The 18,819-nt window shown below is 71.6% G+C and carries 19 protein-coding genes and 1 pseudogene; 4 read left to right on the top strand and 16 right to left on the bottom strand.

The genetic code is table 11. From position 1 onward, the window contains the following. Positions 1-34: 34 nt before the first annotated feature. From ACZ4NT_RS06400 to ACZ4NT_RS06385, 4 genes and pseudogenes are all read right to left on the bottom strand, one after another. Positions 35-193 (bottom strand): hypothetical protein, encoded by a 159-nt coding sequence (locus ACZ4NT_RS06400; protein ID WP_467723862.1) that lies wholly within the window; start codon positions 191-193, stop codon positions 35-37. 99 nt (positions 194-292) lie between these two features. Continuing rightward, entirely contained in the window at positions 293-517 is a 225-nt protein-coding gene (locus ACZ4NT_RS06395) for a hypothetical protein (RefSeq protein WP_467723860.1), read from the bottom strand. Further along, positions 514-2,978, bottom strand: a pseudogene (locus ACZ4NT_RS06390) (molybdopterin oxidoreductase family protein). The gene ACZ4NT_RS06395 and the pseudogene ACZ4NT_RS06390 overlap by 4 nt, the downstream one beginning before the upstream one ends. 327 nt (positions 2,979-3,305) lie before the next feature. Then, complete coding sequence (locus ACZ4NT_RS06385; RefSeq protein ID WP_121408041.1) at positions 3,306-3,734, bottom strand: ATP-binding protein; 429 nt, start codon at positions 3,732-3,734, stop codon at positions 3,306-3,308. Between the two features lie 591 nt (positions 3,735-4,325). Here ACZ4NT_RS06385 and ACZ4NT_RS06380 point away from each other — a divergent pair. Further along, entirely contained in the window at positions 4,326-5,579 is a 1,254-nt protein-coding gene (locus ACZ4NT_RS06380; protein ID WP_467724161.1) for a PP2C family protein-serine/threonine phosphatase, read from the top strand. 66 nt (positions 5,580-5,645) lie between these two features. Here the strand turns inward: ACZ4NT_RS06380 and ACZ4NT_RS06375 are convergent, their stop codons facing one another. After that, entirely contained in the window at positions 5,646-6,326 is a 681-nt protein-coding gene (locus ACZ4NT_RS06375; protein ID WP_467723859.1) for an SDR family oxidoreductase, read from the bottom strand. A gap of 134 nt (positions 6,327-6,460) precedes the next feature. Between ACZ4NT_RS06375 and ACZ4NT_RS06370 the strand changes: the two genes are divergently transcribed. Together ACZ4NT_RS06370 and ACZ4NT_RS06365 are read left to right on the top strand one after the other, a co-directional pair. Then, positions 6,461-7,018: a TetR/AcrR family transcriptional regulator gene (locus ACZ4NT_RS06370; RefSeq protein ID WP_121408044.1), complete on the top strand. Its 558-nt coding sequence runs from the start codon at positions 6,461-6,463 to the stop codon at positions 7,016-7,018. A 76-nt stretch (positions 7,019-7,094) separates the two neighbouring features. Next, entirely contained in the window at positions 7,095-7,592 is a 498-nt protein-coding gene (locus ACZ4NT_RS06365) for an MSMEG_6728 family protein (protein WP_467723857.1), read from the top strand. On the opposite strand, the gene ACZ4NT_RS06360 is transcribed toward ACZ4NT_RS06365, so the two are convergent. Continuing rightward, positions 7,561-7,836, bottom strand: a complete 276-nt coding sequence (locus ACZ4NT_RS06360; protein WP_467724160.1) for a DUF3140 domain-containing protein — start codon at positions 7,834-7,836, stop codon at positions 7,561-7,563. The two genes, ACZ4NT_RS06365 and ACZ4NT_RS06360, sit on opposite strands and share 32 nt — an antisense overlap. Before the next feature lie 59 nt (positions 7,837-7,895). Further along, positions 7,896-8,123, bottom strand: a complete 228-nt coding sequence (locus ACZ4NT_RS06355; RefSeq protein WP_467723855.1) for a hypervirulence associated TUDOR domain-containing protein — start codon at positions 8,121-8,123, stop codon at positions 7,896-7,898. Between the two features lie 181 nt (positions 8,124-8,304). On the opposite strand from ACZ4NT_RS06355, the gene ACZ4NT_RS06350 reads away from it, so the two are divergent. Further along, entirely contained in the window at positions 8,305-9,948 is a 1,644-nt protein-coding gene (locus tag ACZ4NT_RS06350) for a GMC oxidoreductase (RefSeq protein ID WP_467723853.1), read from the top strand. A 36-nt stretch (positions 9,949-9,984) separates the two neighbouring features. On the opposite strand, the gene ACZ4NT_RS06345 is transcribed toward ACZ4NT_RS06350, so the two are convergent. The 9 genes from ACZ4NT_RS06345 to ACZ4NT_RS06305 form a co-directional block, all read right to left on the bottom strand. After that, the gene (locus ACZ4NT_RS06345) at positions 9,985-10,464 is read right to left on the bottom strand and encodes a carboxymuconolactone decarboxylase family protein (RefSeq protein WP_467723852.1); all 480 of its coding nucleotides are present in this window, start codon (positions 10,462-10,464) and stop codon (positions 9,985-9,987) included. 2 nt (positions 10,465-10,466) lie between these two features. After that, positions 10,467-11,540 (bottom strand): NAD(P)H-dependent amine dehydrogenase family protein, encoded by a 1,074-nt coding sequence (locus ACZ4NT_RS06340; RefSeq protein WP_467723850.1) that lies wholly within the window; start codon positions 11,538-11,540, stop codon positions 10,467-10,469. A 123-nt stretch (positions 11,541-11,663) separates the two neighbouring features. Continuing rightward, entirely contained in the window at positions 11,664-12,785 is a 1,122-nt protein-coding gene (locus ACZ4NT_RS06335) for a sulfite oxidase (protein ID WP_121408051.1), read from the bottom strand. Positions 12,786-12,898: 113 nt separating this feature from the next. Then, positions 12,899-13,357: a DUF3237 domain-containing protein gene (locus tag ACZ4NT_RS06330; RefSeq protein ID WP_467723848.1), complete on the bottom strand. Its 459-nt coding sequence runs from the start codon at positions 13,355-13,357 to the stop codon at positions 12,899-12,901. Positions 13,358-13,371: 14 nt separating this feature from the next. Further along, the gene (locus ACZ4NT_RS06325; RefSeq protein ID WP_467723846.1) at positions 13,372-14,178 is read right to left on the bottom strand and encodes an ABC transporter ATP-binding protein; all 807 of its coding nucleotides are present in this window, start codon (positions 14,176-14,178) and stop codon (positions 13,372-13,374) included. After that, complete coding sequence (locus ACZ4NT_RS06320) at positions 14,175-15,182, bottom strand: ABC transporter ATP-binding protein (protein ID WP_467723844.1); 1,008 nt, start codon at positions 15,180-15,182, stop codon at positions 14,175-14,177. Before ACZ4NT_RS06320 ends, ACZ4NT_RS06325 begins: the two co-directional genes overlap by 4 nt. Then, positions 15,179-16,054, bottom strand: coding sequence for an ABC transporter permease (locus ACZ4NT_RS06315; RefSeq protein ID WP_467723842.1), 876 nt, complete (start codon positions 16,052-16,054; stop codon positions 15,179-15,181). The genes ACZ4NT_RS06320 and ACZ4NT_RS06315 overlap by 4 nt, the downstream gene beginning before the upstream one ends. Continuing rightward, positions 16,051-17,001 carry an ABC transporter permease gene (locus ACZ4NT_RS06310; RefSeq protein WP_467723840.1) on the bottom strand — a complete coding sequence of 317 codons (951 nt, stop codon included), beginning with the start codon at positions 16,999-17,001 and terminating at the stop codon, positions 16,051-16,053. Before ACZ4NT_RS06310 ends, ACZ4NT_RS06315 begins: the two co-directional genes overlap by 4 nt. Continuing rightward, positions 16,998-18,653, bottom strand: coding sequence for an ABC transporter substrate-binding protein (locus ACZ4NT_RS06305; RefSeq protein WP_121408057.1), 1,656 nt, complete (start codon positions 18,651-18,653; stop codon positions 16,998-17,000). Before ACZ4NT_RS06305 ends, ACZ4NT_RS06310 begins: the two co-directional genes overlap by 4 nt. Positions 18,654-18,819 lie beyond the last annotated feature (166 nt).

The raw sequence follows: 18,819 nt of genomic DNA, 5'->3' as shown, positions 1-18,819 counted from the left end.
GCGGTTCCACTCCGCTCAGTCCGTTCCGGTTCGTTCAGCTCAGCAGGATCTGCGGAGAGGACTCCTTCAGCCTGCCGTTGGCCCAGCGGATCTGGCGCAGGCAGTCGGGGTGGCAGCGCTGGACGGTCTTGAGCAGCGCGCTGTCCTTGAGCGCCTGGGCGGCCTGCCCCAGCATCTCCCAGTCCACGCTCACCCCGGACGCCTTGAGGTACACCTCGCGCAGGTCCCGCAGCAGCGTCAGACCGGTCTCGGGGCGGCGGCCGAGGAGTTCGCCGGCCTTCTCCCGAAGGCGCTAGGCGCTCGTCAGCTCGTCCACCGGATCGGGGTCGAGCGTGACGTCGTAGCGCTCGCCGAGAGCGGCGAGGATGCGTACGTGCTCCTGCGACCAGCGGGCGAGGTCGCGGCCGACGTGGTACACCTCGTGGTCGGCCCGGTGCCGTTCGGACACGCGGAGCAGTTCGTGGGCCAAGTCGTTCTCGTCGCGGTGCAGTTCGTGCAGAAGCAGACCCACCTTCATCGGGCATCAGCCTCCAGCGGCCGGGCCACGTCCCCCTCGGCCTGCGCGTCCGGTCCGCCGCTCGTCGGTGCCACGCCCGGGGTGACGGGGGCGGACGCCGTGTTCGTCGGCGCGGGCGAGGGCCGGGTCCCCGCCTCGACCCGGCGCAGGGCCGCGGCGGCGGTCTTGAAGAGAGGTTGCTTGGACACCGGGTCCCAGTCGGTGAGGGTGAGTTCGTTGGCCGCGCGCCCGTGGTCCCCCGGTCCGTAGCCGGTGCCGGTGTCCCAGTACCCGTAGTGGAAGGGGAGGAAGAGGACTCCGTCGCGGATGCCGGCGACACGGAGTCTGGCCCGCACGCTGCCCCGCGGCGTGGTCACCTCCACGAGATCCCCCTCGGCCAGTTCGTGCACGGCCGCGTCGTGCGCGGAGCACTCCACCCAGACCTCCGGTGCGGCCGCCTGCAGTTGGGGAACGCGCGCGGTCTTGGTGCGGGTGTGGAAGTGGAACAGGGTCCGGCCGGTGGTCAGGGCGAAGGGGTAGTCGCGGCTCGGCTTCTCGTACGGAGGCTGGTAGGCGGCGGCCTTGACGACGGCCTTGCCCGCGGGGTTCATCGCCCGGTACTCGGCGGGTTCCAGGGGTGCACCGGTGATCAGGTCGCGGCCGTAGCTCTCGCAGTACGCGGGGTCGCTCATGAACGCGCCGCCTGCGTAGAGGCGTTCGGTTCCCTCGGGTCGGCCGTCGTCGCAGGGCCACTGGATGCCGCCGCGTTCGCGCAGCTTGGCGTAGCTGATTCCGGTGTAGTCGCAGGGCCTTCCGCGGCTGCACTCCTTCCACGCCTCGAACGCGGACTCCGGGTCGGTCCACTTCACCAGGGGCTCGCCGTCCTTGTCGGACAGTTCGAGCCGCCGCGCGTAGTCAAGGAAGATGTCCAGGTCGGGCCGGGCGTCGCCGGGCGGCTCGACGGCCTTCTCCGACAGGTGAACCGTACGGTCCGCGTTCGTGAACGTGCCGGTCTTCTCTCCCCAGGTGGCGGCCGGCAGCACCACGTCGGCCAGGTGGGCGGTCTCCGTGAGGAAGATGTCCTGCACGACCAGGAAGAGGCGCTCCTGGGACAACAGGGAGCGCACGCGCCGCAGTTCCGGCAGGGAGACCGCGGGGTTGGTGCCGCTCACCCACAACATGCGGATCGATCCGTCCTCCACGTACCGCATCATCTGCATGGCGTGCGTGGGGGCCCGTAGTGCGGAATCTGGAGGGTCTCGACGTTCCAGAGCCGGGCGAGTTCCCGGACGTGAGCGTCGTTGGCCCAGTTGCGGAAGCCCGGCAGGTCGCCGTTCGCCCCGCATTCGCGGGTGTTCTGGGCGGTGGGCTGGCCGTTCATCTGCAGGACGCCGCAGCCGGGTTCGCCGAGCATGCCGCGGACCAGGTGCAGATTGTTGACCTGGACGGCGGCGGCGGTGGCCTGGTGCGACTGGTAGAACCCCTGCAGCACGGTGGACAGCAGCCGGCGGGCACCACCGAGGATGCGGGCCGCCTCCCGGATCTGCGCCGCCGGTACGCCGCAGATCTCCGCGGTGCGCTCGGGCGGGTACTCCTTGACGCGCCGGCTGAGTTCCTCGAAGCCGACGACGTGCGCGTCGATGTAGGCGTGATCGATGTGGTTGTTGCCGATGATCTCGTGCAGCAGACCGTTCATCAGGGCCACGTTGGTCCCCGGGAGCGGCGCGAGATGGACGGTGGCGGCCCGGGCGACCGGTGTCGTCCGGGGGTCGACGCAGATCACCGCGGGCGGCCGGGGGCCGGCGAGCCGATCCAGGATGCGCGTCCAGAGGACGCTCTGGGTCTCCGCCATGTTGTGGCCGAACAGGGCGATGACGTCGGCGTGGTCGATGTCGGTGTACGAGCCCGGCTGCCCGTCGCAGGCGAACGACTCCTTCAGCGCCGCCGCGGCCGTCGCCGTGCACAGCCGGGTGTTGCCGTCCAGATGGTTCGTGCCGATGCCCGCCCTGGCGACGACCCCGAGGGTGTAGTACTCCTCGGCGAACAACTGGCCGGTGGTGTAGAAGCCGATGGCGCTCGGCCCCTGTTCGTCCAGCAGCTCCCGGGTGCGATCCACGATCCGGTTCATCGCGGTGTCCCAGTCGCACGGGACGAGACGGCCGTCCTCACGGATCAGCGGACGGGTCAGCCGGTCGGCCGAGGCGTTGGCCTGCCATCCGAACAGGTCCTTGGGGCCCAGCCGGCCGCGGTTGACGCGGTCCTGCGCCCGGCCCCGGACGCCGACCATGCGCCCGTCCTTGACCGCGATGTCCATGGCGTCGCCGTTGGAGTGCAGGAGGGACGCCGAGGGCACCCACCGGTCGACCTGGTCGGCCGTGACGCCGTCGGCCAGGAAGGTGTCCACCCGCACGGGCCACGTCTCGCCGGCCCCATAGGGGGTGCGGGTCCCCCACGGTTCGGCAATCCGGTCCTTGCGCCCCACGAAGACCACCTTCTCCGTTCACTGCGGGAGCCCGTCGAATCCCGGCGGAGGTTGAACCAGTTCCCCGTTGCCGTCACGGTGAACGTCCCCGTGCCGCGGCCGGCCCGGCCCATCATGCACAGCGGCGCACGCGGGCCGCGGTCGAACACGCAGGAGCCCGGCCGCGCTCGCCCGCATCGCCCACGCCGGGCGGCGCCCGTGATCCGTGACGGGCCCGGTTCCCGGACCGCGCGGGTGATGGCCCGCGGACCGAGGCCGCCGGGGTTCCCGGACGCCCGCGTCAGCACGCCGGACGCCCACCCGGCCGGCGCTCCGTCCGGTCCGGCGTCACGTCTTCCCGGCAGGCTCTCCCGCCTCCGGAATGCGGAAACAGGCGGTGACCGTCTTGCCGTTGGGGCAGCGGCGCGCCTGCCACGTGTCCGCGAGGGCGTCGACCAGGAACATGCCCCGCCCGCCCAGGCTCTCCGTGTTCATCGGCCGGGGTTCCGGCAGCGTGGTGGAGGAGTCGTGCACGCTCACGTGCAGGCACTCGGTGTCCCACGTCAGCAACAGCTGTGCGCTGCTGTGCGCGTGCACATGAGCGTTGGTCACCAGCTCCGAGACCGTCAGCAGGACGGCGTCCGTGGTCTCGGGCGCCGTCGTGGTCCACCCGAGAGCGTCCAGGTGCTCGCGGGCCCACTGCCGGGCCTCGTTGACGCCGCGGGAGAGGGGCATGGAACGCGCCCAGCCCACAGCCTTCATCGACGAACCGCTCATGGTCATCCTTTCGCACGTGCCGAGCCCCGTTTCGCAGCGTCTACCCCCATCCGCGGCTTCAGTGCCCGACCGGCGAACACTAGGAACACAACGATCAGGAGCATGGCCGTGCGGTCCCGCCGCTCCCTGGCATCTGCGCGCGGCGCAACGGTGCGCCCACGGGACAAGGAGCCGCGCCTTGCACAGGTCGAGAAGAACGGCACACCCCGCCGCACGGTCCGGGGCCGGCGGACGCCGCGGCGCGCGGGCGGCCGCCCGGCCGGCCGGCCGGCCTGACGGTCGCCGCGACGACCGCCGCTCAGGAGAGGCGCTGGAGCCGGGTCGAGGGTGTCGGGATCGCCCCCTGAGGTGCGCGGGGGGCGGGTGGACCAGCGGGGTGTCTGCGAAGATGTGCCACATGGACGTGTGGAGCGGAAACCGCGTGCGAGGAACCGGCGGACGTCGGGTCACCGCACGGCTCCGGGCCGCCCGGCGGGACGCCGGGCCGGGACTCGACCCGCGCCGGCCGTCCGCCCCGGGCGCGGGGGCCCGCCGTCCACCACCCGGAGCCACCGCCGCCGAGATCCCCGCCGTCTCCGGCGCCCTCCGATGATGTGCGAGGAGGCCGGCCGGGACCCGGACGGGGAAGGCGCACGGGACGAGGACCGGGCTCTGTTCTCCGCGCTCCTCGAGGACAGCGCGGAGGACCTCTACGAGAACGCGCCGTGCGGCTACCTCTCCACCCTTCTGGACGGCCAGATCGCCAAGGTCAACGGCACCCTGCTGAACTGGCTCGGCTACGACCGGCGCGAGCTGGTGGGCCACAAGCGGTTCTCCGACCTGCTCACCGTGGGCGGCCGCCTCTACCACGAGACCCATTTCGCCCCGCTGCTGCGGATGCAGGGAGAGGTCAGCGGCATCGCGCTGGAACTCAAGGCCGCGGACGGCAGCCGGCTGCCGGTGCTGGTGACCTCGACCGTGAAAACGGGCGGCGACGGGCATCCGGTGCTGATCCGCACCACCGTCTTCGACGCCCGTGACCGTCGCGCCTACGAGACGGAGCTGCTGCGTGCCCGTCAGGAGTCCGAGCGGGAGCGGGAGCGGCTCAAGCGCCTGAACGACACCCTGCAGCGGACGCTGCTGCCGCCCACCCTGGCGGACGTGCCCGGCCTGGACGTCGCCGCGTACTACCACATCGCCTCCACGGACGAGGTGGGCGGCGACTTCTACGACCTGTTCCCGCTCGGCTCCGGCACCTGGGGGCTGTTCCTCGGCGACGTGTGCGGGAAGGGCGCCGCCGCCGCGGCCGTGACCTCCCTGGCCCGCTACACCCTGCGTGCCGCGGCGGTCTACGACCCGGACCCGGCCGCGGTGCTCCGCAACCTCAACACCGTCCTCAACCACGAATACCAGGGCCCGGACCCGCGCTTCTGCACGGTCATCCTCGGGCTGCTGACCCCCGACGGGGACCAGGACGGCTTCCGAATCACCCTGGCGAGCGGCGGGCACCCGCCGGCCCTGCTGATGCGTGCCGACGGCAGCACCGACTACCTGCCGACCCCGGGAGGACAGCTGATCGGTGTGCTGCCCGACGCGTACATCAGCACCACGTCGCTGCGTCTGGACCGGGGCGACACGCTGCTCCTGTACACCGACGGTCTCACCGAGGCGCACACCGCCGCGGCGGGCGACCGGTACGGCGACGACGCCCTCCTCGAGTTCGCCGCCGCCCTCGCGCCCACCACGGCGTCGAACGCCGTCGCGGCGATCCGCGAACTGCTCGACACCTTCGGTACGGGTGTGGACGACGACACCGCCGTTCTGGCGATCAACGTGCCCCGGCAGAACGGTGACGGCCGCCCGTGAGGGCGCGGGTCTGCCTCACCAGGTGACGGGCAGGGCCCGTGGACCGCGGATCATGGTGCGGCGCGGTCATCCGGTGAGCACGCCCAGCCCCTGCTTGACCTGGCGCGTCAGGTCGTCGGCGAGGACCTCCGGAACGCCCTTCTCGACGCCGTCCAGTGCCTGGGCGGCGACGGCCGCCGGAGCGGTCTTCTGCGCCGGGTCGACGTGCGCGGCCATGTCGGTGTCCATGTACCCGACGTGGAGTGCGGTGACCTGGATGCCGCGCGGGGCCAGCTCCTCGCGTACCGAGTCGGTGAGGGACCAGGCCGCGGCCTTGCCTGCGCTGTAGGCACCGAGGCCGGCGGGGTGCAGCCACGACAGGACCGAGAGAACGTTGAGGATCGCACCGCCGCCGTTGGCCTCGATGACGGGGGCGAAGGCGCGGGTGGCCCGCAGGGTGCCGAAGTAGTGGGTCTCCATCTCCAGCCGCACCGACTCCCAGTCCCCGGAGACGAGCGGCGTCTGGGTGGAGATGCCGGCGTTGTTCACCAGGAGGGTCGCGTCGGACGCCGCGCGGGCCGCCTCCCGGACGGACGCGGTGTCGGTGATGTCCAGGCGCAGCGGGATCGCGCCGGGCAGGTCGACCGTCTCGGGGCGGCGGGCGGCCGCGTAGACCTTGGCGCCGCGCGCGAGCAGCTGCTCCGCGACATGGCGTCCCAGGCCCCGGTTGGCTCCGGTGACGACGGCGACGGCGTTGTTCAGGTCCATGGTGCTGTCCCTTCGGACGGTACGGGGCGGCCCGGTCGGCCGCTCCCGCCTTTTAGATTACCTTCATAATCTAAAAACGGAAGGGAGAGCCGTAAGATAGATGTCACTCAGCATCCATGCGTGGGAGGTGGCCCATGGGCCGCGTATCGAAGGACCAGGCGCGCGAGAACCGCCGACGGGTCGTCGCCAACGCCTCGCGGCTCTTCCGGGAGCAGGGCACCGACGGCGTGAGCGTCGCCGACCTCATGAAGGCGTCGGGCCTCACCCACGGAGGCTTCTACAAGCAGTTCGCCTCGAAGGAGGCCCTGGTCGACGAGGCCACGGCGCACGCCTTCACGACCCTCGAAGAACGGCTGCACGACGCCGTGCGAGCCCACGAGGGCGATCCGTCGGCCGCCCGCGGCGACCTGATCGACTACTACCTCTCCCCCGGCCACCGGGACGACACGGCCGGCGGCTGCCCGACCGCGGCCCTGGCGGCGGACATGTCCCGCAGCGCACCGGACGGCGCCGCGCACGAGACCTACACCGAGGGGGTGCGCCGGTTCGCCGCATGGCTGTCGACCGCCGACGACGACGGCCTCGCCGACCTCAGCACCCTGGTGGGCGCCCTCGTGCTCGCCCGCGCCGTCAAGGGCGACCCGCTCTCCGACGAGATCCTGGAGGCCGCCCGCGCGCGGCTGACGTCCTGACGGCTCCGCCCGGCGCACGTGCCGCATCCACCCGATCGTCCGAGTGGATGCGACGCGCACACGGTACGGATGAGACGTGCAGACCTTTCTCCCCCACCCTGACTTCACCGCGTCGGCCGCGGTCCTCGACCTGCGCCGGCTGGGCAAGCAGCGCGTCGAGGCGCTCCAGGTACTGCGCGGGCTGACCGTGCCCGGCTACGGGTGGCGCCACCATCCCGCGGTGCGCATGTGGCACGGCTACGAGGAGGCGTTGGTGCGCTACGGCCTTGAGGTCTGCGGGGTGTGGACGGCCCTGGGACGCGGTGACACATGCGCCGCCTCCCTGGTCGGCGAGCTGTCCGGACTCCGTCCGGGCCTCCCCGTGCGCCCACAGGACCGACTCGCCGACGACGGCGAACTGCCGCCCTGGCTGGGCGATCCCGACTTCCACCGGAGCCACAGGTCGGCTCTGGTACGCAAGGATCCGGAGTTTTACACGCCCCGCTTCCCGGGCGTCCCGGACGACCTGCCGTACGTCTGGCCCGTCTCCGACCGGCCGTCCCTCACTTCTCGGGATCGTGGCCCCAGTTCATGAGGGAATAGCGCCACGGCGTGTCCGTGACCTCGCCTCTCGGCCGCTGCTCGCGGTGCCGGTGGACATAGCCGACCACCTTGCGCATGTGCGCGACGTCGTCGTCCGTCAGGTCCGATTTCCTCGCCCGCAGCAGGCCGACGATCCGGCGCCCCGAGGCGTGCCCGACACTCTCGCCGCCGTCCTTCTGCCCGACGCTCCTGGACTCGTCGGTCTCCAGCCACTTCTCCAGCTCGCCCGGAGTCATGTTCACGGCCTCGTCGAACTCCGCGAGCACCTTGTCGCGGTCGCCGTCCTCCGCTCCGCTCACGCACCCTTGCCCTTCTTGTGCAGCGACCCGGGCTTGTGCACGGCCGACCGCCCCGACTTGTCGCTCTCCACCTCGTACTGCGGGTCCTCGGCCGAGGCGTCGACCGTTCGGCCGGCCGCTTCCGTGCGCCGCGTGATCTTCTTCTTCACCTTCCCGGGCACGGTCTGCCCGTGGCTGCGCCAGGTGACCTCGTCGCCCTTGGAAAGCTTCTTGTCCTTCGCCATGGCCGTCCTTCGTCGCTCGGGGACACTGCCTTCCCAGCATCGGAGCCCTGACGGCGGGTCGCATCCCGGCCCATCCCCGGCGACGCCCGGACCGGATGGAAGTTACCTAGAGGTATCTAGTGACTTAACACGCAAGTAACAGTAGAACCTGTTCTCACTCATCGAGAGTGAGGAACCTCACATGAGCCACACTACCGTGCAGGACAACGATCCCAGGGGTGTTTCGCGTCGTAGATTCATCGCTGGAACAGGTTCTATTTTTGGCGTAGTGGCGGTTGCCGGCCACGCCGCGGCAGTAGCGGCGCCGTCGGCTGCCGCGGCCGGTCCCATCGCTCCGGGAGCCCATGTCCCGGCGCTCGTGATCGGCACCGGGTACGGCGGCTCCGTCGCCGCACTCCGGCTCGCCCAGGCAGGCGTCGACGTCCACATGATCGAGATGGGCATGGCCTGGGACACCCCCGGCCCGGACGGCAAGATCTTCGCCAACACCACCAGCCCCGACCAGCGTTCGTACTGGCTCCGCACCAGGACCAAGCAGCCCCTGAGCAACTTCCTGGGCTTCCCGATCGACAAGGACATCCCCCGCTACACCGGCATCCTGGACGCCGAGGAGATGGGCGGGATCATCGTGTACCAGGGCCGCGGGGTCGGCGGCGGCTCACTGGTCAACGGCGGGATGGCGGTGACCCCCAGGCGCGAGAACTTCGGCGCCGTCCTCCCGTCGGTCGACGCCGAGGAGATGTACGCCACCTACTACCCGCGCGCCAATGCGGGCCTCGGGGTCGCCACCGTGAACCCGACATGGTTCGAGACCGCCGAGTGCTACCAGTACGCCCGGGTCGGCCGCAAGCACGCACAGCGCAGCGGCTTCCCGTTCGTGTTCGTGCCGGACGTGTACGACTGGGGCTACATGGAGCAGGAGGCGGCGGGCACCGTGCCCAGGTCGGCACTGGCCGGCGAGATCCTCTACGGCAACAACTGCGGCAAGAAGTCACTCCAGAAGACCTACCTCGCCCGGGCCAGGGCCACCGGAAGGGTCACCATCTCCGCCCTGCACAAGGTCACTTCGGTCTCCCCGGCCACCGGCGGCGGCTACACGGTCGTCATCGACCAGATCGACACCGGCGGCAGCACCACGGCCACCAAGACGGTGACCGCAGACCGGGTGTTCTTCGCCGCCGGCAGCGTCGGGACCAGCAAACTCCTGGTACGGCTGAAGGCCACCGGGGCGCTGCCCGGCCTCAACAGCGAGGTCGGCAAGGGGTGGGGCGACAACGGCAACGTCATGTGCGGGCGCGCCAACCACCTCTGGGACCCGACCGGCAAACTCCAGTCGAGCATCCCCTGCGGCGGCATCGACAACTGGGCGGCCGGCGGCGCGTTCGCGGAGGTCGCCCCCCTGCCCACCGGCATCGAGACGTACGCCTCGTTCTATCTCTCGATCACCAAGAACCCGAACCGCGCCCAGTTCACGTACAACGCGGCTTCGGGCAAGGTCGAGCTGAACTGGCAGACCGCCTGGAAGCAGCCGTCCATCGACATGGCCAAGACGATCTTCGACAAGATCAACGCGAAGGAAGGCACGATCTACCGGACCGACCTCTTCGGCACCTACAAGATCTGGGGCGACCACCTCACGTACCACCCGCTCGGCGGCGCGGTGCTCGGCAAAGCCACCGACAACTACGGGCGCCTGCACGGGTATCCCGGCCTGTACGTCATCGACGGCGCGCTGATCCCCGGCAACACCAGCGTCAATCCGTTCGTCACGATCACCGCTCTGGCCGAACGCAACATAGAGAAGATCGTCGCCACCGACCTGTGACGGCGACCCTGGGCCGGATCCCCGGACCGGTCCGGCTCAGTGGGTGGGCAGGACGCACACGGCGTCGAGGCCCAGCACATGGTTGAGCCGGCCGAACGCCAGCCAGGAGCCGATGCTCATGCTCAACTCCACGATCTCCCGCTGGCTGTACTGCGCGGTCATCCGCGACCAGAACTCGTCGTCGAGACCGTGGTGATCCAGGGCGTACCGCTCGGCGTACTCCGCGGCCAACCGCGTGCGGTCGTCGAACGCGTCGGTGGTACGCCACTGGACCACCGCCTCGGCGAATTCCCCCTCGACCTTCCGGCCCTCCCGCTCGGTGCGCCAGTCGAGGCAGAAGAGGCAGCCGTTGATCTGCGCGATGCGCAGTCGTGCCGCCTCGAACTCCCGTAGCCCCAGTGTCGTGTGCTCGTACACGGAGAGGGAGAAGTTGGCGGCGGCCATACCGATGCCGGGGACCATCTCGCCCCACACGTAGCCGATCGGTTCCTGGCCCTCGGGGATGTCGATCCGCATGGTCATTTCCTTCCGAGTCGGCCGACTGCGGGGCGCAGCGGGACGTCGAGCGCGTCGTAGAGGCCCGGTTCCGCCTCCACGAGCCAGTCGATGGCGCCCACGAGGCGGCCGACCGCGGTGGCGTTGCCGCCCGCGGACCGGTTCTCCCCCTCGTCGGTGGCCTCGACGGTGACCTCGATCCGGGGACGGCCCTCGATGATCACGCGGTGGGCGCCGTCGCCGTCGGGGGGCGTCGGCCAGTCCGGCGCGCACGACGGATGGATGCGGGTGACGTGCTCGATGACGATGCGCGGCTCACCGCCGACGATGCCCTGCACCTCGAAGCGCACCGCCCCCTGGGTGCCGGCCTCGAAGACGCCCATCGTGCGGGTGGCGACCGTGGTGTCGAGGGCGCGGCGGTCCATGGTCTCGCGGATGTCGTCCAGTTCGACGCCCAGCGCCCTGGCCATCAGCCTGATCTGGCCGCCCCACACCATGGTGGGGACCGTGGGCGCCAGCATCAGGGGTTCGTAGTCCATCGGCCGGCCCATGCCGACGAGGTTCCGGACGGACTCCTCCTGCTCGTACGTGGAGTAGTCGAAGATCTCCTGGCAGCGCACGGCGTCGACGACGGTCCCGAGACCGCTGATCAGCAGGGGCAGTACATCGTTGCCCCATCCGGGGTCGACCCCCGAGGCGAACAGCGATCCGCCGCCCTGCGCGACGGCCGCCAGCACCGGGTCACGGAACTCGGGCGGGGCGCTGCGCTGGTCGTAGAGCGGATACAGCGCGGGAGTGACGACCACGGCCCCGGCCCCGATCGCCCTGGTGATGTCGGCGAGGGCGTCGTCCGGCCGGAGGTCGCCGGACGCGGCGTACACCACCGCGCGCGGCGCGGCGGCGAGGACGGCGCCGATGTCGTCGGTCGCCTCGACGCCCAGACGCTGACCGAGGCCGCCCAACTCGCCCGCGTCGCGCCCGACCTTGCCGGGGTCGTGGACGAGCACCGCCGCGAGTGTCAGCGCCGGGTGGGCCTCGACGGCGCGGATGGCCGCGCGGCCGACGTTGCCGGTACCCCATACGACCGTGGGAATCATGCGGCGGAGGGTAGCGAGAGGACCCGAAGGTTCATAGGGCCGTGAACGGACCGATGTCCCCTGGGGTCGACTCGCCGCCTGTCCGCCGCCGTTGAAGCCGCGTCACGGCTCCCGCGGTCGTCCTCAGTCGGTGTCGTCGGCGCAGTGCACGGGGACACGCTGGACCAGATTGTTCGCGAACCCTCCCCGGTTCCAGGGCTGTTGCAGGGGCTGGGTGTGCCCCTCGGCGTCGGTGGCGCGGGCGCTGAGCACATGACGGCCCGGTGCGGCCGTCCAGTCGAAGTGCCAGCCGCGCCAGGCCCAGGGGTGGCCGGAGTCGGGGGCGAGCTCGGCCTCGTACCACGAACGCCCCTCGTCCGGGCTCACCTCCACAGAGGTCACCGGGGCGCGTCCGGACCACGCGCGTCCCGCCAGCCGCACCACGCCGGGCCGGACCACCCGCGACCGTGACATGAAGTCCGGGAAGCCCGGAGGGATCAGCAGGGCCCGGGGAGCGATACGGGTGACCGGCTCGCCCTCGTCCCCCGCCTCCTGCCGCAGCCGGTAGGCCACCGCCTGCTGGAAGCCGGTGAACGGGGTGTCCGTGACGGTGATGTCGCGAAGCCACTTCACATGTGCCATGCCGTACCAGCCCGGCACCACCAGTCGCACCGGGTGGCCGTGCTGGGGCGGCAGCGCCGCGCCGTTCATCTCGTAGGCGACCAGCACCTCCGGATCGCGTCCGGTCGCCACGTCGAGAGGCAGGGCGCGCTGGTAGTCCTGTTCCACCCCGCGCTCGATCCCGTGGTCGGCGCCGGTGAAGACCACGTCCGCGCCGGCCGGGTCCACGCCCGCCTCGGCGAGCAGGAGCCGCAGGGGCACGCCGGTCCAGTCCGCGGTCCCGGCCGCCTCGACCAGCCAGGGCTGGCTCACGGGCCTCGGCGTCAGCAGGGCCCGGCCGTTGCCCGCGCACTCCATGGTCACCCTCTCGGTGACCGCGGGGAACGCCTGCAGGTCCGCCACCGAGAGCCGGAGCGGCCGGCGGACCCGGCCGCCGACGCTGAGCTCCCAGGTGCCGGCCTCGGCGTACGGGATGTCGTAGTGGGTCAGCACGTAGTGCAGCCCCGGCGGGGTGACGTCGTAGCGCAGCGCCTCCAGCGGCAGGCCGTGGTTGCGGGCGGCGAGGGCCAGCTCCTCCTGGCTGATGCCCTCGTCCGGTCCCGCGAGCCGTGCGGGAGCACTGACCTCACCCATGAGTCGATTCATGCGGGCATTGTCCGCCCCACGCCCGGCACGGCACCAGCGGTCCCGGCGATCGGGCCGCCCGCGGCGGCCACCGGCCCGGTCCCCATGGCGTCCGGACCGGTGGCGGCCGGGGGCTACCGGACCGCGTACATGCGGATGACGGCCGTCTCGGGCTCGGACCTGGCGAGTCCCACGAACACGGTCTCCGCGAGCCAGCGGTGGGGCGGTGCGTCGGTGCGGAAGACCGGCGACGTCCGGTAGTAGATCCCGGCGGTGCTGACCCGCAGCCCCTCGTCGTCCTGGTCCGGGCTGTCCGCGTCCTCCCGGTAGTAGCCGCGGTTCACGACGTCGATGACGGCACCGTCGTCGGCCTGGATCAGATAGCGCGCGTCGAGTTCGCAGACCCGGCCGCGCAGGCTGCTCCAGTCGCCGCCGCCGGCCAGCACCTTCCCGCGCAGCAGGGGGCCTTCGACGGTGCCGCCGACGATCGGGGTGAACTCGGTGATCTCTCCGTCGCCGTGGCCGATGTGCAGGGACTCCTCCAGGTGCGCCCGGATCTCGAAGGCGTACGTCAGGGTGGGGGCGAAGGGCATGGCGGAACTCCGTTTCATGGTGTGGCCGGCCGGCGGCGCGGTGTCCAGCCGCGCCGGGGTACGGAATCGACGAGCTGACGGGTGTAGGGATCCCGGGGCTGTTCCAGGACGACGGACGTGGGGCCGCGCTCGACGACCCGTCCCCGGTGCATGACCACGACGTCGTCGCAGACGTGCCGCACGATGCCGAGGTCGTGGGTGATGAACAGGTAGGCCACGGCGGTCCGTTCGCGGATCTCGCCCAGCAGGGTGACGATCTGGGCCTGCACGGAGACGTCGAGCGCGGCCACCGCCTCGTCCAGCACCAGGACGCGGGGCCGGACGGCGAGGGCGCGGGCGATGGCGACCCGCTGGCGCTGTCCCCCGGACAGCGCCCGGGGCAGCGACCGCGCCTGCCGGGTGTCGAGTCCGACCTGGTCGAGCAGCTCCGCCGTCCGGTCGGCGAGCGCCGTTCCGCGCAGGCCGGTGTGGAGGGCGAGGACCTCGCCGATGCAGTCCCCGACCCGCTGATGCCGGTCGAGCGAGGCGTAGGGGTCCTGGAAGACCATCTGCACGTCCCGGGCGAAGCGTCGCCGTTCGTCCGCGCGCGCCCGGCGGCCGGGCGGCTGCCGGCCGCTCCAGCGCAGGGTGCCCGAGGTGGGCTCCTCCAGCCCGGCGACCATGCGGGCGGTGGTGGTCTTGCCCGAGCCGGACTCCCCGACCACGGCCAGGGAGGCGCCCGCTTCGAGCGTGAGTCCGACGCCGTCGACCGCGACGAAGTCACCGAACGTCTTGCGCAGGCCGACCGCTTCGAGCACCGGGGCTGCGGCGGATGCGGTCATCTCGCGCTCCTGTCCGTGCCGTTGGTGACGGCCTGCGGGTGAGGGGGGAAGTGGCAGGCGGCCGAGCCGTCGCCCGCGGGCTCCGGCCCGGGACGCAGCACCTCGCACCTGTCCTGCGCGTAGGAGCAGCGGGGAGCGAAGGCGCAGCCGGGTCCGGCCTCGAAGGCGGAGAGCGGCCGCCCCCTGATCGCCCGCAGCGGTGGGGCGTCGGGCCCGGGGTCGGGGCGGGACGCCAGCAGGGCGCGCGTGTACGGGTGGCGGGCGCCGTCGTGCAGCCGCGCGGCCGGCAACTCCTCGACGACCGAGCCGGCGTACATGACGGCGATGCGGTCGCAGACGGCCGAGGCCAGAGCGAGGTCATGGGTGATGAAGAGCATCGCGAGCCCCCGCTGCGCGCGGGCCTCGTCGATGACGGCCATGACCTCGGCCTGGGTGGTGACGTCCAGGGCGGTGGTGGGTTCGTCCGCGAGCAGCAGCCGGGGCTCCCCGATCAGCGCGGCGGCGATCATCACACGTTGCAGCAGTCCGCCGGAGAGCTCGGCCGGGCGCTGGCGCAGCCGCCGCGGCGCGTCGGCGATGCCCACGTCGCGCAGGAGCGCCGTGGCCCGCCTCTCGGCCGCGGCACGGCGTACTCCGCGGGTGGTGGTCAGGCCTTCGGTGACGAAGTCTCCGATGGTGCGCAGCGGGTTGATGTGGGCCCGGGGGTCCTGGAAGATCATCGCGATCTCCCTGCTGCGCAGCCTGCGCAGCGCGGCCGGGTCCATGGCGGTGACCGGCGCCCCGTCGAACCGGACCTCGCCGCCGACGCAGGCGCCGGGCGGCAGCAGCCTCAGCACCGAGCGGGCGGTGAGCGACTTTCCGGAGCCGGACTCCCCCACCAGGCCCACGGCGCCGCCGGGCGGCACGCTCAGGTCCACGCGGTGGATGACGGTGTGCCGTTCACCTCCGACCGGGAGGGTGATGTGCAGGTGGTCGAAGTGCAGCAGCGGGGTCTCGGGGCTCATCGGTCCTCCCCCAGGAGTCGTCGGGACAGTCCGCCGCCGAGCAGGTTGCAGGCGACGACGAAGACGACGATCGCGAGACCCGCGTACAGCGACTGTTCCGGTCGCCCGGCCATGATTCCGGCGGAGCCGTTCGCGACCATGAGGCCCCACTCGGCGGTGGGCGGCTGGGTGCCGAGGCCGACGAACGAGAACGCGGCGACGTCGAGCATGGTGTAGCCGAAGGAGGTGGTCGCCTGCACCAGCACGAGCGGCAGGAGGTTGGGCAGCAGGTGCCGCAGGCAGATCCTGCGTCCGGACATGCCGAGCATGTCGAGTGCGGAGATGTACGGCAGGGAGCGTTCGCGCACGGCGGCGCTGCGTACGACGCGGGCGATGTAGGGCAGGTAGGCGAGGGAGAGGGTGACCACCGCGATGTCCAGTCCGGCGCCGAAGACGGCCGCTCCGACGACCGCCAGGACGAGTCCGGGGAAGCCGAAGACGACGTCCAGCGCGCCGGAGACGAGCCGGTCGTACCAGCCGCCGAGCCAGGCGGCGGTCACCGCGAGGCCGGTACCGGTGACGCCGGCGATCACGGTGACCAGGGCCGGGGCGAGCAGGCTGGGCCGCGCCCCGAACAGGAGCCGGGACAGGATGTCGCGGCCGGTGTCGTCCGTGCCGAGCCAGTGCGCGGCGGAGCTGCCTCGAGAGACGGCCAGTGGGTCCACGGCGTCGGGGTCGTACGGGGCGAGGAGCGGGGCGAGAACGGCGGCCAGCACCACGCAGGCGACCACGGTCCCGGCGGTGATCACCACGCCGCGGCCCCGGGCGAGCCCGCGGAGGCGGCCGAACGTGGTGCGGCCGCGCGTCAGGGAGGCCGGTTGACAGGTGCTCACAGGCTGCCTCCGACCGGAACGCGGTGGTCCAGGGCGGCGGTGACCAGGTCCACGACGGTGTTGAGGACGACGAAGAGGACCACCGTGATCAAGGCGACGGCCTGCACCACGGCCAGGTCCTGCTTGGCGGCGCTCTGGATCAGCAGGGCGCCGACACCGTTGATGCCGAAGGCCTGTTCCACGATCGAGGAGCCCGCGATCAGCCCCGCGACCGCCACGCCGGAGACGGAGGTGATCGGCCCGGAGGCATTGCGCAGGATGTGCTTGCGGACGATGAAGCGTTCGCCGATGCCCCGGCTCCGGGCGGTCTGCACGTGCTCGGAGGCGAGTTCGGCGCGGACCGCGGAGCGGGTGACCTGGGCGACGTAGGCGAGCCAGGAGGCGGCGAGCGCCACGGCCGGCAGGGTGAGGTGTTCGATGCGGTCCGTGAAGCCGGTGCCGGCCCCGTAGGCCGGGAACCAGGCCAGCCGTACCGCCAGCCACCAGATCAGCAGCACCGACAGGACGAAGGTCGGGATGGCCATGAGGGTGGTGGCGGCCGTCGTCACCACCGTGTCGACCCAGCGCCCGCGCAGGGCGGCCAGGGTGCCGGCCGCGACGCCGAGGGTGACGATGAGTACGGCCGCGTAGGCGATGAGCAGGGCGGTGTTCCCGGCGCGGTCGGCCAGCAGACGGCCGACGGAGTCCTTGTAGCTGAGGGACTGTCCGGCGTCGCCGTGCAGCATGCCGGTCAGCCAGCGCCCGTAGCTCTGCAGGAAGGGGTCGTCGAGGTGGTACTGGCGGTGGATCTCGGCCAGCAGCCGCTCGCTGGGCGGCTTTCCCCCTCCCACCAGCAGGGTGGCGGGGTCGCCCGGGGACAGGAACAGCGCACCGTAGATGCCGATGCTGGCGACGAGCAGGGTCACCGCCAGCGTGGCGGCGCGGCGGGCGATGTAGCGGGCGATCACGAGGTGCCCTTGCCGGTGCCGCCGAGGTGGGCCGCCCACGGCATGCTGATGTACGCGAAGGACGAAGGGGCGCCGCTGAGCCGCTTGTTGAGGAACATGCGCTCGTAGGGGGACGCGATGGGCAGGACGGGAAGGTCCTTGCCGTACAGCGCCTGGGCCCGGGTGAAGAGTTCCGCCGACGCGTCGGGGTCGAGGGTGGCCTGCGCCTGCCCGAGCAGTGAAGTGACCTTCTTGTTGCGGTACTCGGTCCAGTTGAAGAGGGACGTCGGTGACGTCATCAACTGGGCGTAGGAGAGCGGGTCGGGAATCTCGACGTAGCCGAGGACCATGGTCGCGTCCAGGCCCTTGCGCAGGGAGGGGTCGTAGAAGAGTCCCGACATCTGGGTCGGCTGCAGCTGCTTGATGACGAGGTCGAGTCCGATCCGCTTGGCGCCCGCCTGCAGGAACGTGAGGGTCTGCAGGGACTGCTGGTCGCCGGCCGCCGTGGCGACGGCGATGGTGCGCTGCTTCGGGTCGGCCTGCCGGACCAGCTTCCTGGCCCGGCTCACGTCGACGTCGGGGGCAGCGGGCAGGTCGTCGTACGCCTCGGCGTAGACGTCCGCGGCCTCGCTCTTCTTCCACACCAGCGGCGGGATGAAGGTCTTCAGCTTCTGGGCCGCGCCGTTGTAGACGTTCTCGACGAGCGCGTCCCGGTCCATGACCAGGGACAGCGCCTGCACGATCCGGTGGTCGGCGAGCGGTGAGTCGGGGCTGGTGGCGGTGATGTAGTTGCTCTGGGCGGAGGGGCCGTAGTACACGGTGCCCGCGGCGGAGGACCCGAGGGTCTTGGCGGCGGTGGAGCCGATCTCGTAGCTGCCGTCGATCTGTCCGGAGAGCAGGGCGCCGGTCAGGGTGCTGCCGTCGGTGATGAACTTGAAGGCCAGGGTCTTGATCTTCGGCTTCAGGGAGGCGTCCCAGTAGTCCGGGTTGCGCGTGGCGGTGATGGACTCGCCCGGCTTCCAGTCCGTCAGCTCGAAGGGCCCGGTGCACATCAGCCCGCCCCTGGCGGTTCCGTAGGAGCGTCCCGCCTTCTTCATGAACGCGGCTTCGCTCACCGCGCCGAAGCCGTTGACCAGGGATTTCAGGAAGAGTTCGTCGGGTGTGCCGAAGCGGACGGTCACCTGGTGCCGGCCGCTGGCGGTGATGCTCTTCACGTGGGCCAGGAGGGTGGCGTTGACGCTCTGGGTGGCGGGGTCCTTCTGGCGCAGCAGGCTCGCGACCACGTCGTCCGCGGTCATCGGATGGCCGTTCCAGAACGTGGCGTTTCTGCGCAGGTCGAGCACCAGGGTGGTGTCGTCGGGGCGGTGCCAGGAGGCCGCGAGACCGGGGCTGAGGGAGTAGTCGGCGTTCAGCCGGACCAGCGGGTCGCACAGGTTGGACTCGACCGTGCTCGGCGAGTAGTCGCCGACCCGCGCCGGGTCGAGGGTGGTCGGCTCGCCCATGGGCAGGTTCCACGTGACCTTGTCGAGGGTTCCGGTGGCCCGGGGGGTGGTCGTGGTGAGCTTCGGGGCATGCGGCGCGGGCGGGGCGCCGGAGCCCGGGGTACAGGCGGTGGCGGTCATGAGGAGGCAGAGGGCGGCAGCGGTGGTGACGGTGGTTCGGGAAGCCTGCATGGGAAGTCCTCGCGAGGATGTGGGTGCGGCGGAGCAATCCGTGGGCCGGGCCGTGCGGGGTGTGGTCGCGGTGGGTGGCGGACCCGGCCGGACGGCTCGGGGAAGGACCCGGGCCGGGGCCGTCGCGGCCGTGGGCCGGGCGGGTCGGCGGGTGGTCCGGGACGGC

Source organism: Streptomyces sp. NPDC026417 (assembly GCF_055567695.1).
Note: the sequence above shows the minus strand (reverse complement) of the source record. Positions and strands in the feature narration are given on the sequence as shown.

Coding starts and splice junctions, on each gene's coding strand:
- ACZ4NT_RS06395 (WP_467723860.1), bottom strand. CDS start 517: ATGAAGGTGGGTCTGCTTCTGCACGAACTGCACCGCGACGAGAACGAC.
- ACZ4NT_RS06385 (WP_121408041.1), bottom strand. CDS start 3,734: ATGAGCGGTTCGTCGATGAAGGCTGTGGGCTGGGCGCGTTCCATGCCC.
- ACZ4NT_RS06380 (WP_467724161.1), top strand. CDS start 4,326: ATGTGCGAGGAGGCCGGCCGGGACCCGGACGGGGAAGGCGCACGGGAC.
- ACZ4NT_RS06375 (WP_467723859.1), bottom strand. CDS start 6,326: ATGGACCTGAACAACGCCGTCGCCGTCGTCACCGGAGCCAACCGGGGC.
- ACZ4NT_RS06370 (WP_121408044.1), top strand. CDS start 6,461: ATGGGCCGCGTATCGAAGGACCAGGCGCGCGAGAACCGCCGACGGGTC.
- ACZ4NT_RS06360 (WP_467724160.1), bottom strand. CDS start 7,836: ATGACTCCGGGCGAGCTGGAGAAGTGGCTGGAGACCGACGAGTCCAGG.
- ACZ4NT_RS06355 (WP_467723855.1), bottom strand. CDS start 8,123: ATGGCGAAGGACAAGAAGCTTTCCAAGGGCGACGAGGTCACCTGGCGC.
- ACZ4NT_RS06350 (WP_467723853.1), top strand. CDS start 8,305: ATGAGCCACACTACCGTGCAGGACAACGATCCCAGGGGTGTTTCGCGT.
- ACZ4NT_RS06345 (WP_467723852.1), bottom strand. CDS start 10,464: ATGCGGATCGACATCCCCGAGGGCCAGGAACCGATCGGCTACGTGTGG.
- ACZ4NT_RS06340 (WP_467723850.1), bottom strand. CDS start 11,540: ATGATTCCCACGGTCGTATGGGGTACCGGCAACGTCGGCCGCGCGGCC.
- ACZ4NT_RS06335 (WP_121408051.1), bottom strand. CDS start 12,785: ATGAATCGACTCATGGGTGAGGTCAGTGCTCCCGCACGGCTCGCGGGA.
- ACZ4NT_RS06330 (WP_467723848.1), bottom strand. CDS start 13,357: ATGCCCTTCGCCCCCACCCTGACGTACGCCTTCGAGATCCGGGCGCAC.
- ACZ4NT_RS06325 (WP_467723846.1), bottom strand. CDS start 14,178: ATGACCGCATCCGCCGCAGCCCCGGTGCTCGAAGCGGTCGGCCTGCGC.
- ACZ4NT_RS06320 (WP_467723844.1), bottom strand. CDS start 15,182: ATGAGCCCCGAGACCCCGCTGCTGCACTTCGACCACCTGCACATCACC.
- ACZ4NT_RS06305 (WP_121408057.1), bottom strand. CDS start 18,653: ATGCAGGCTTCCCGAACCACCGTCACCACCGCTGCCGCCCTCTGCCTC.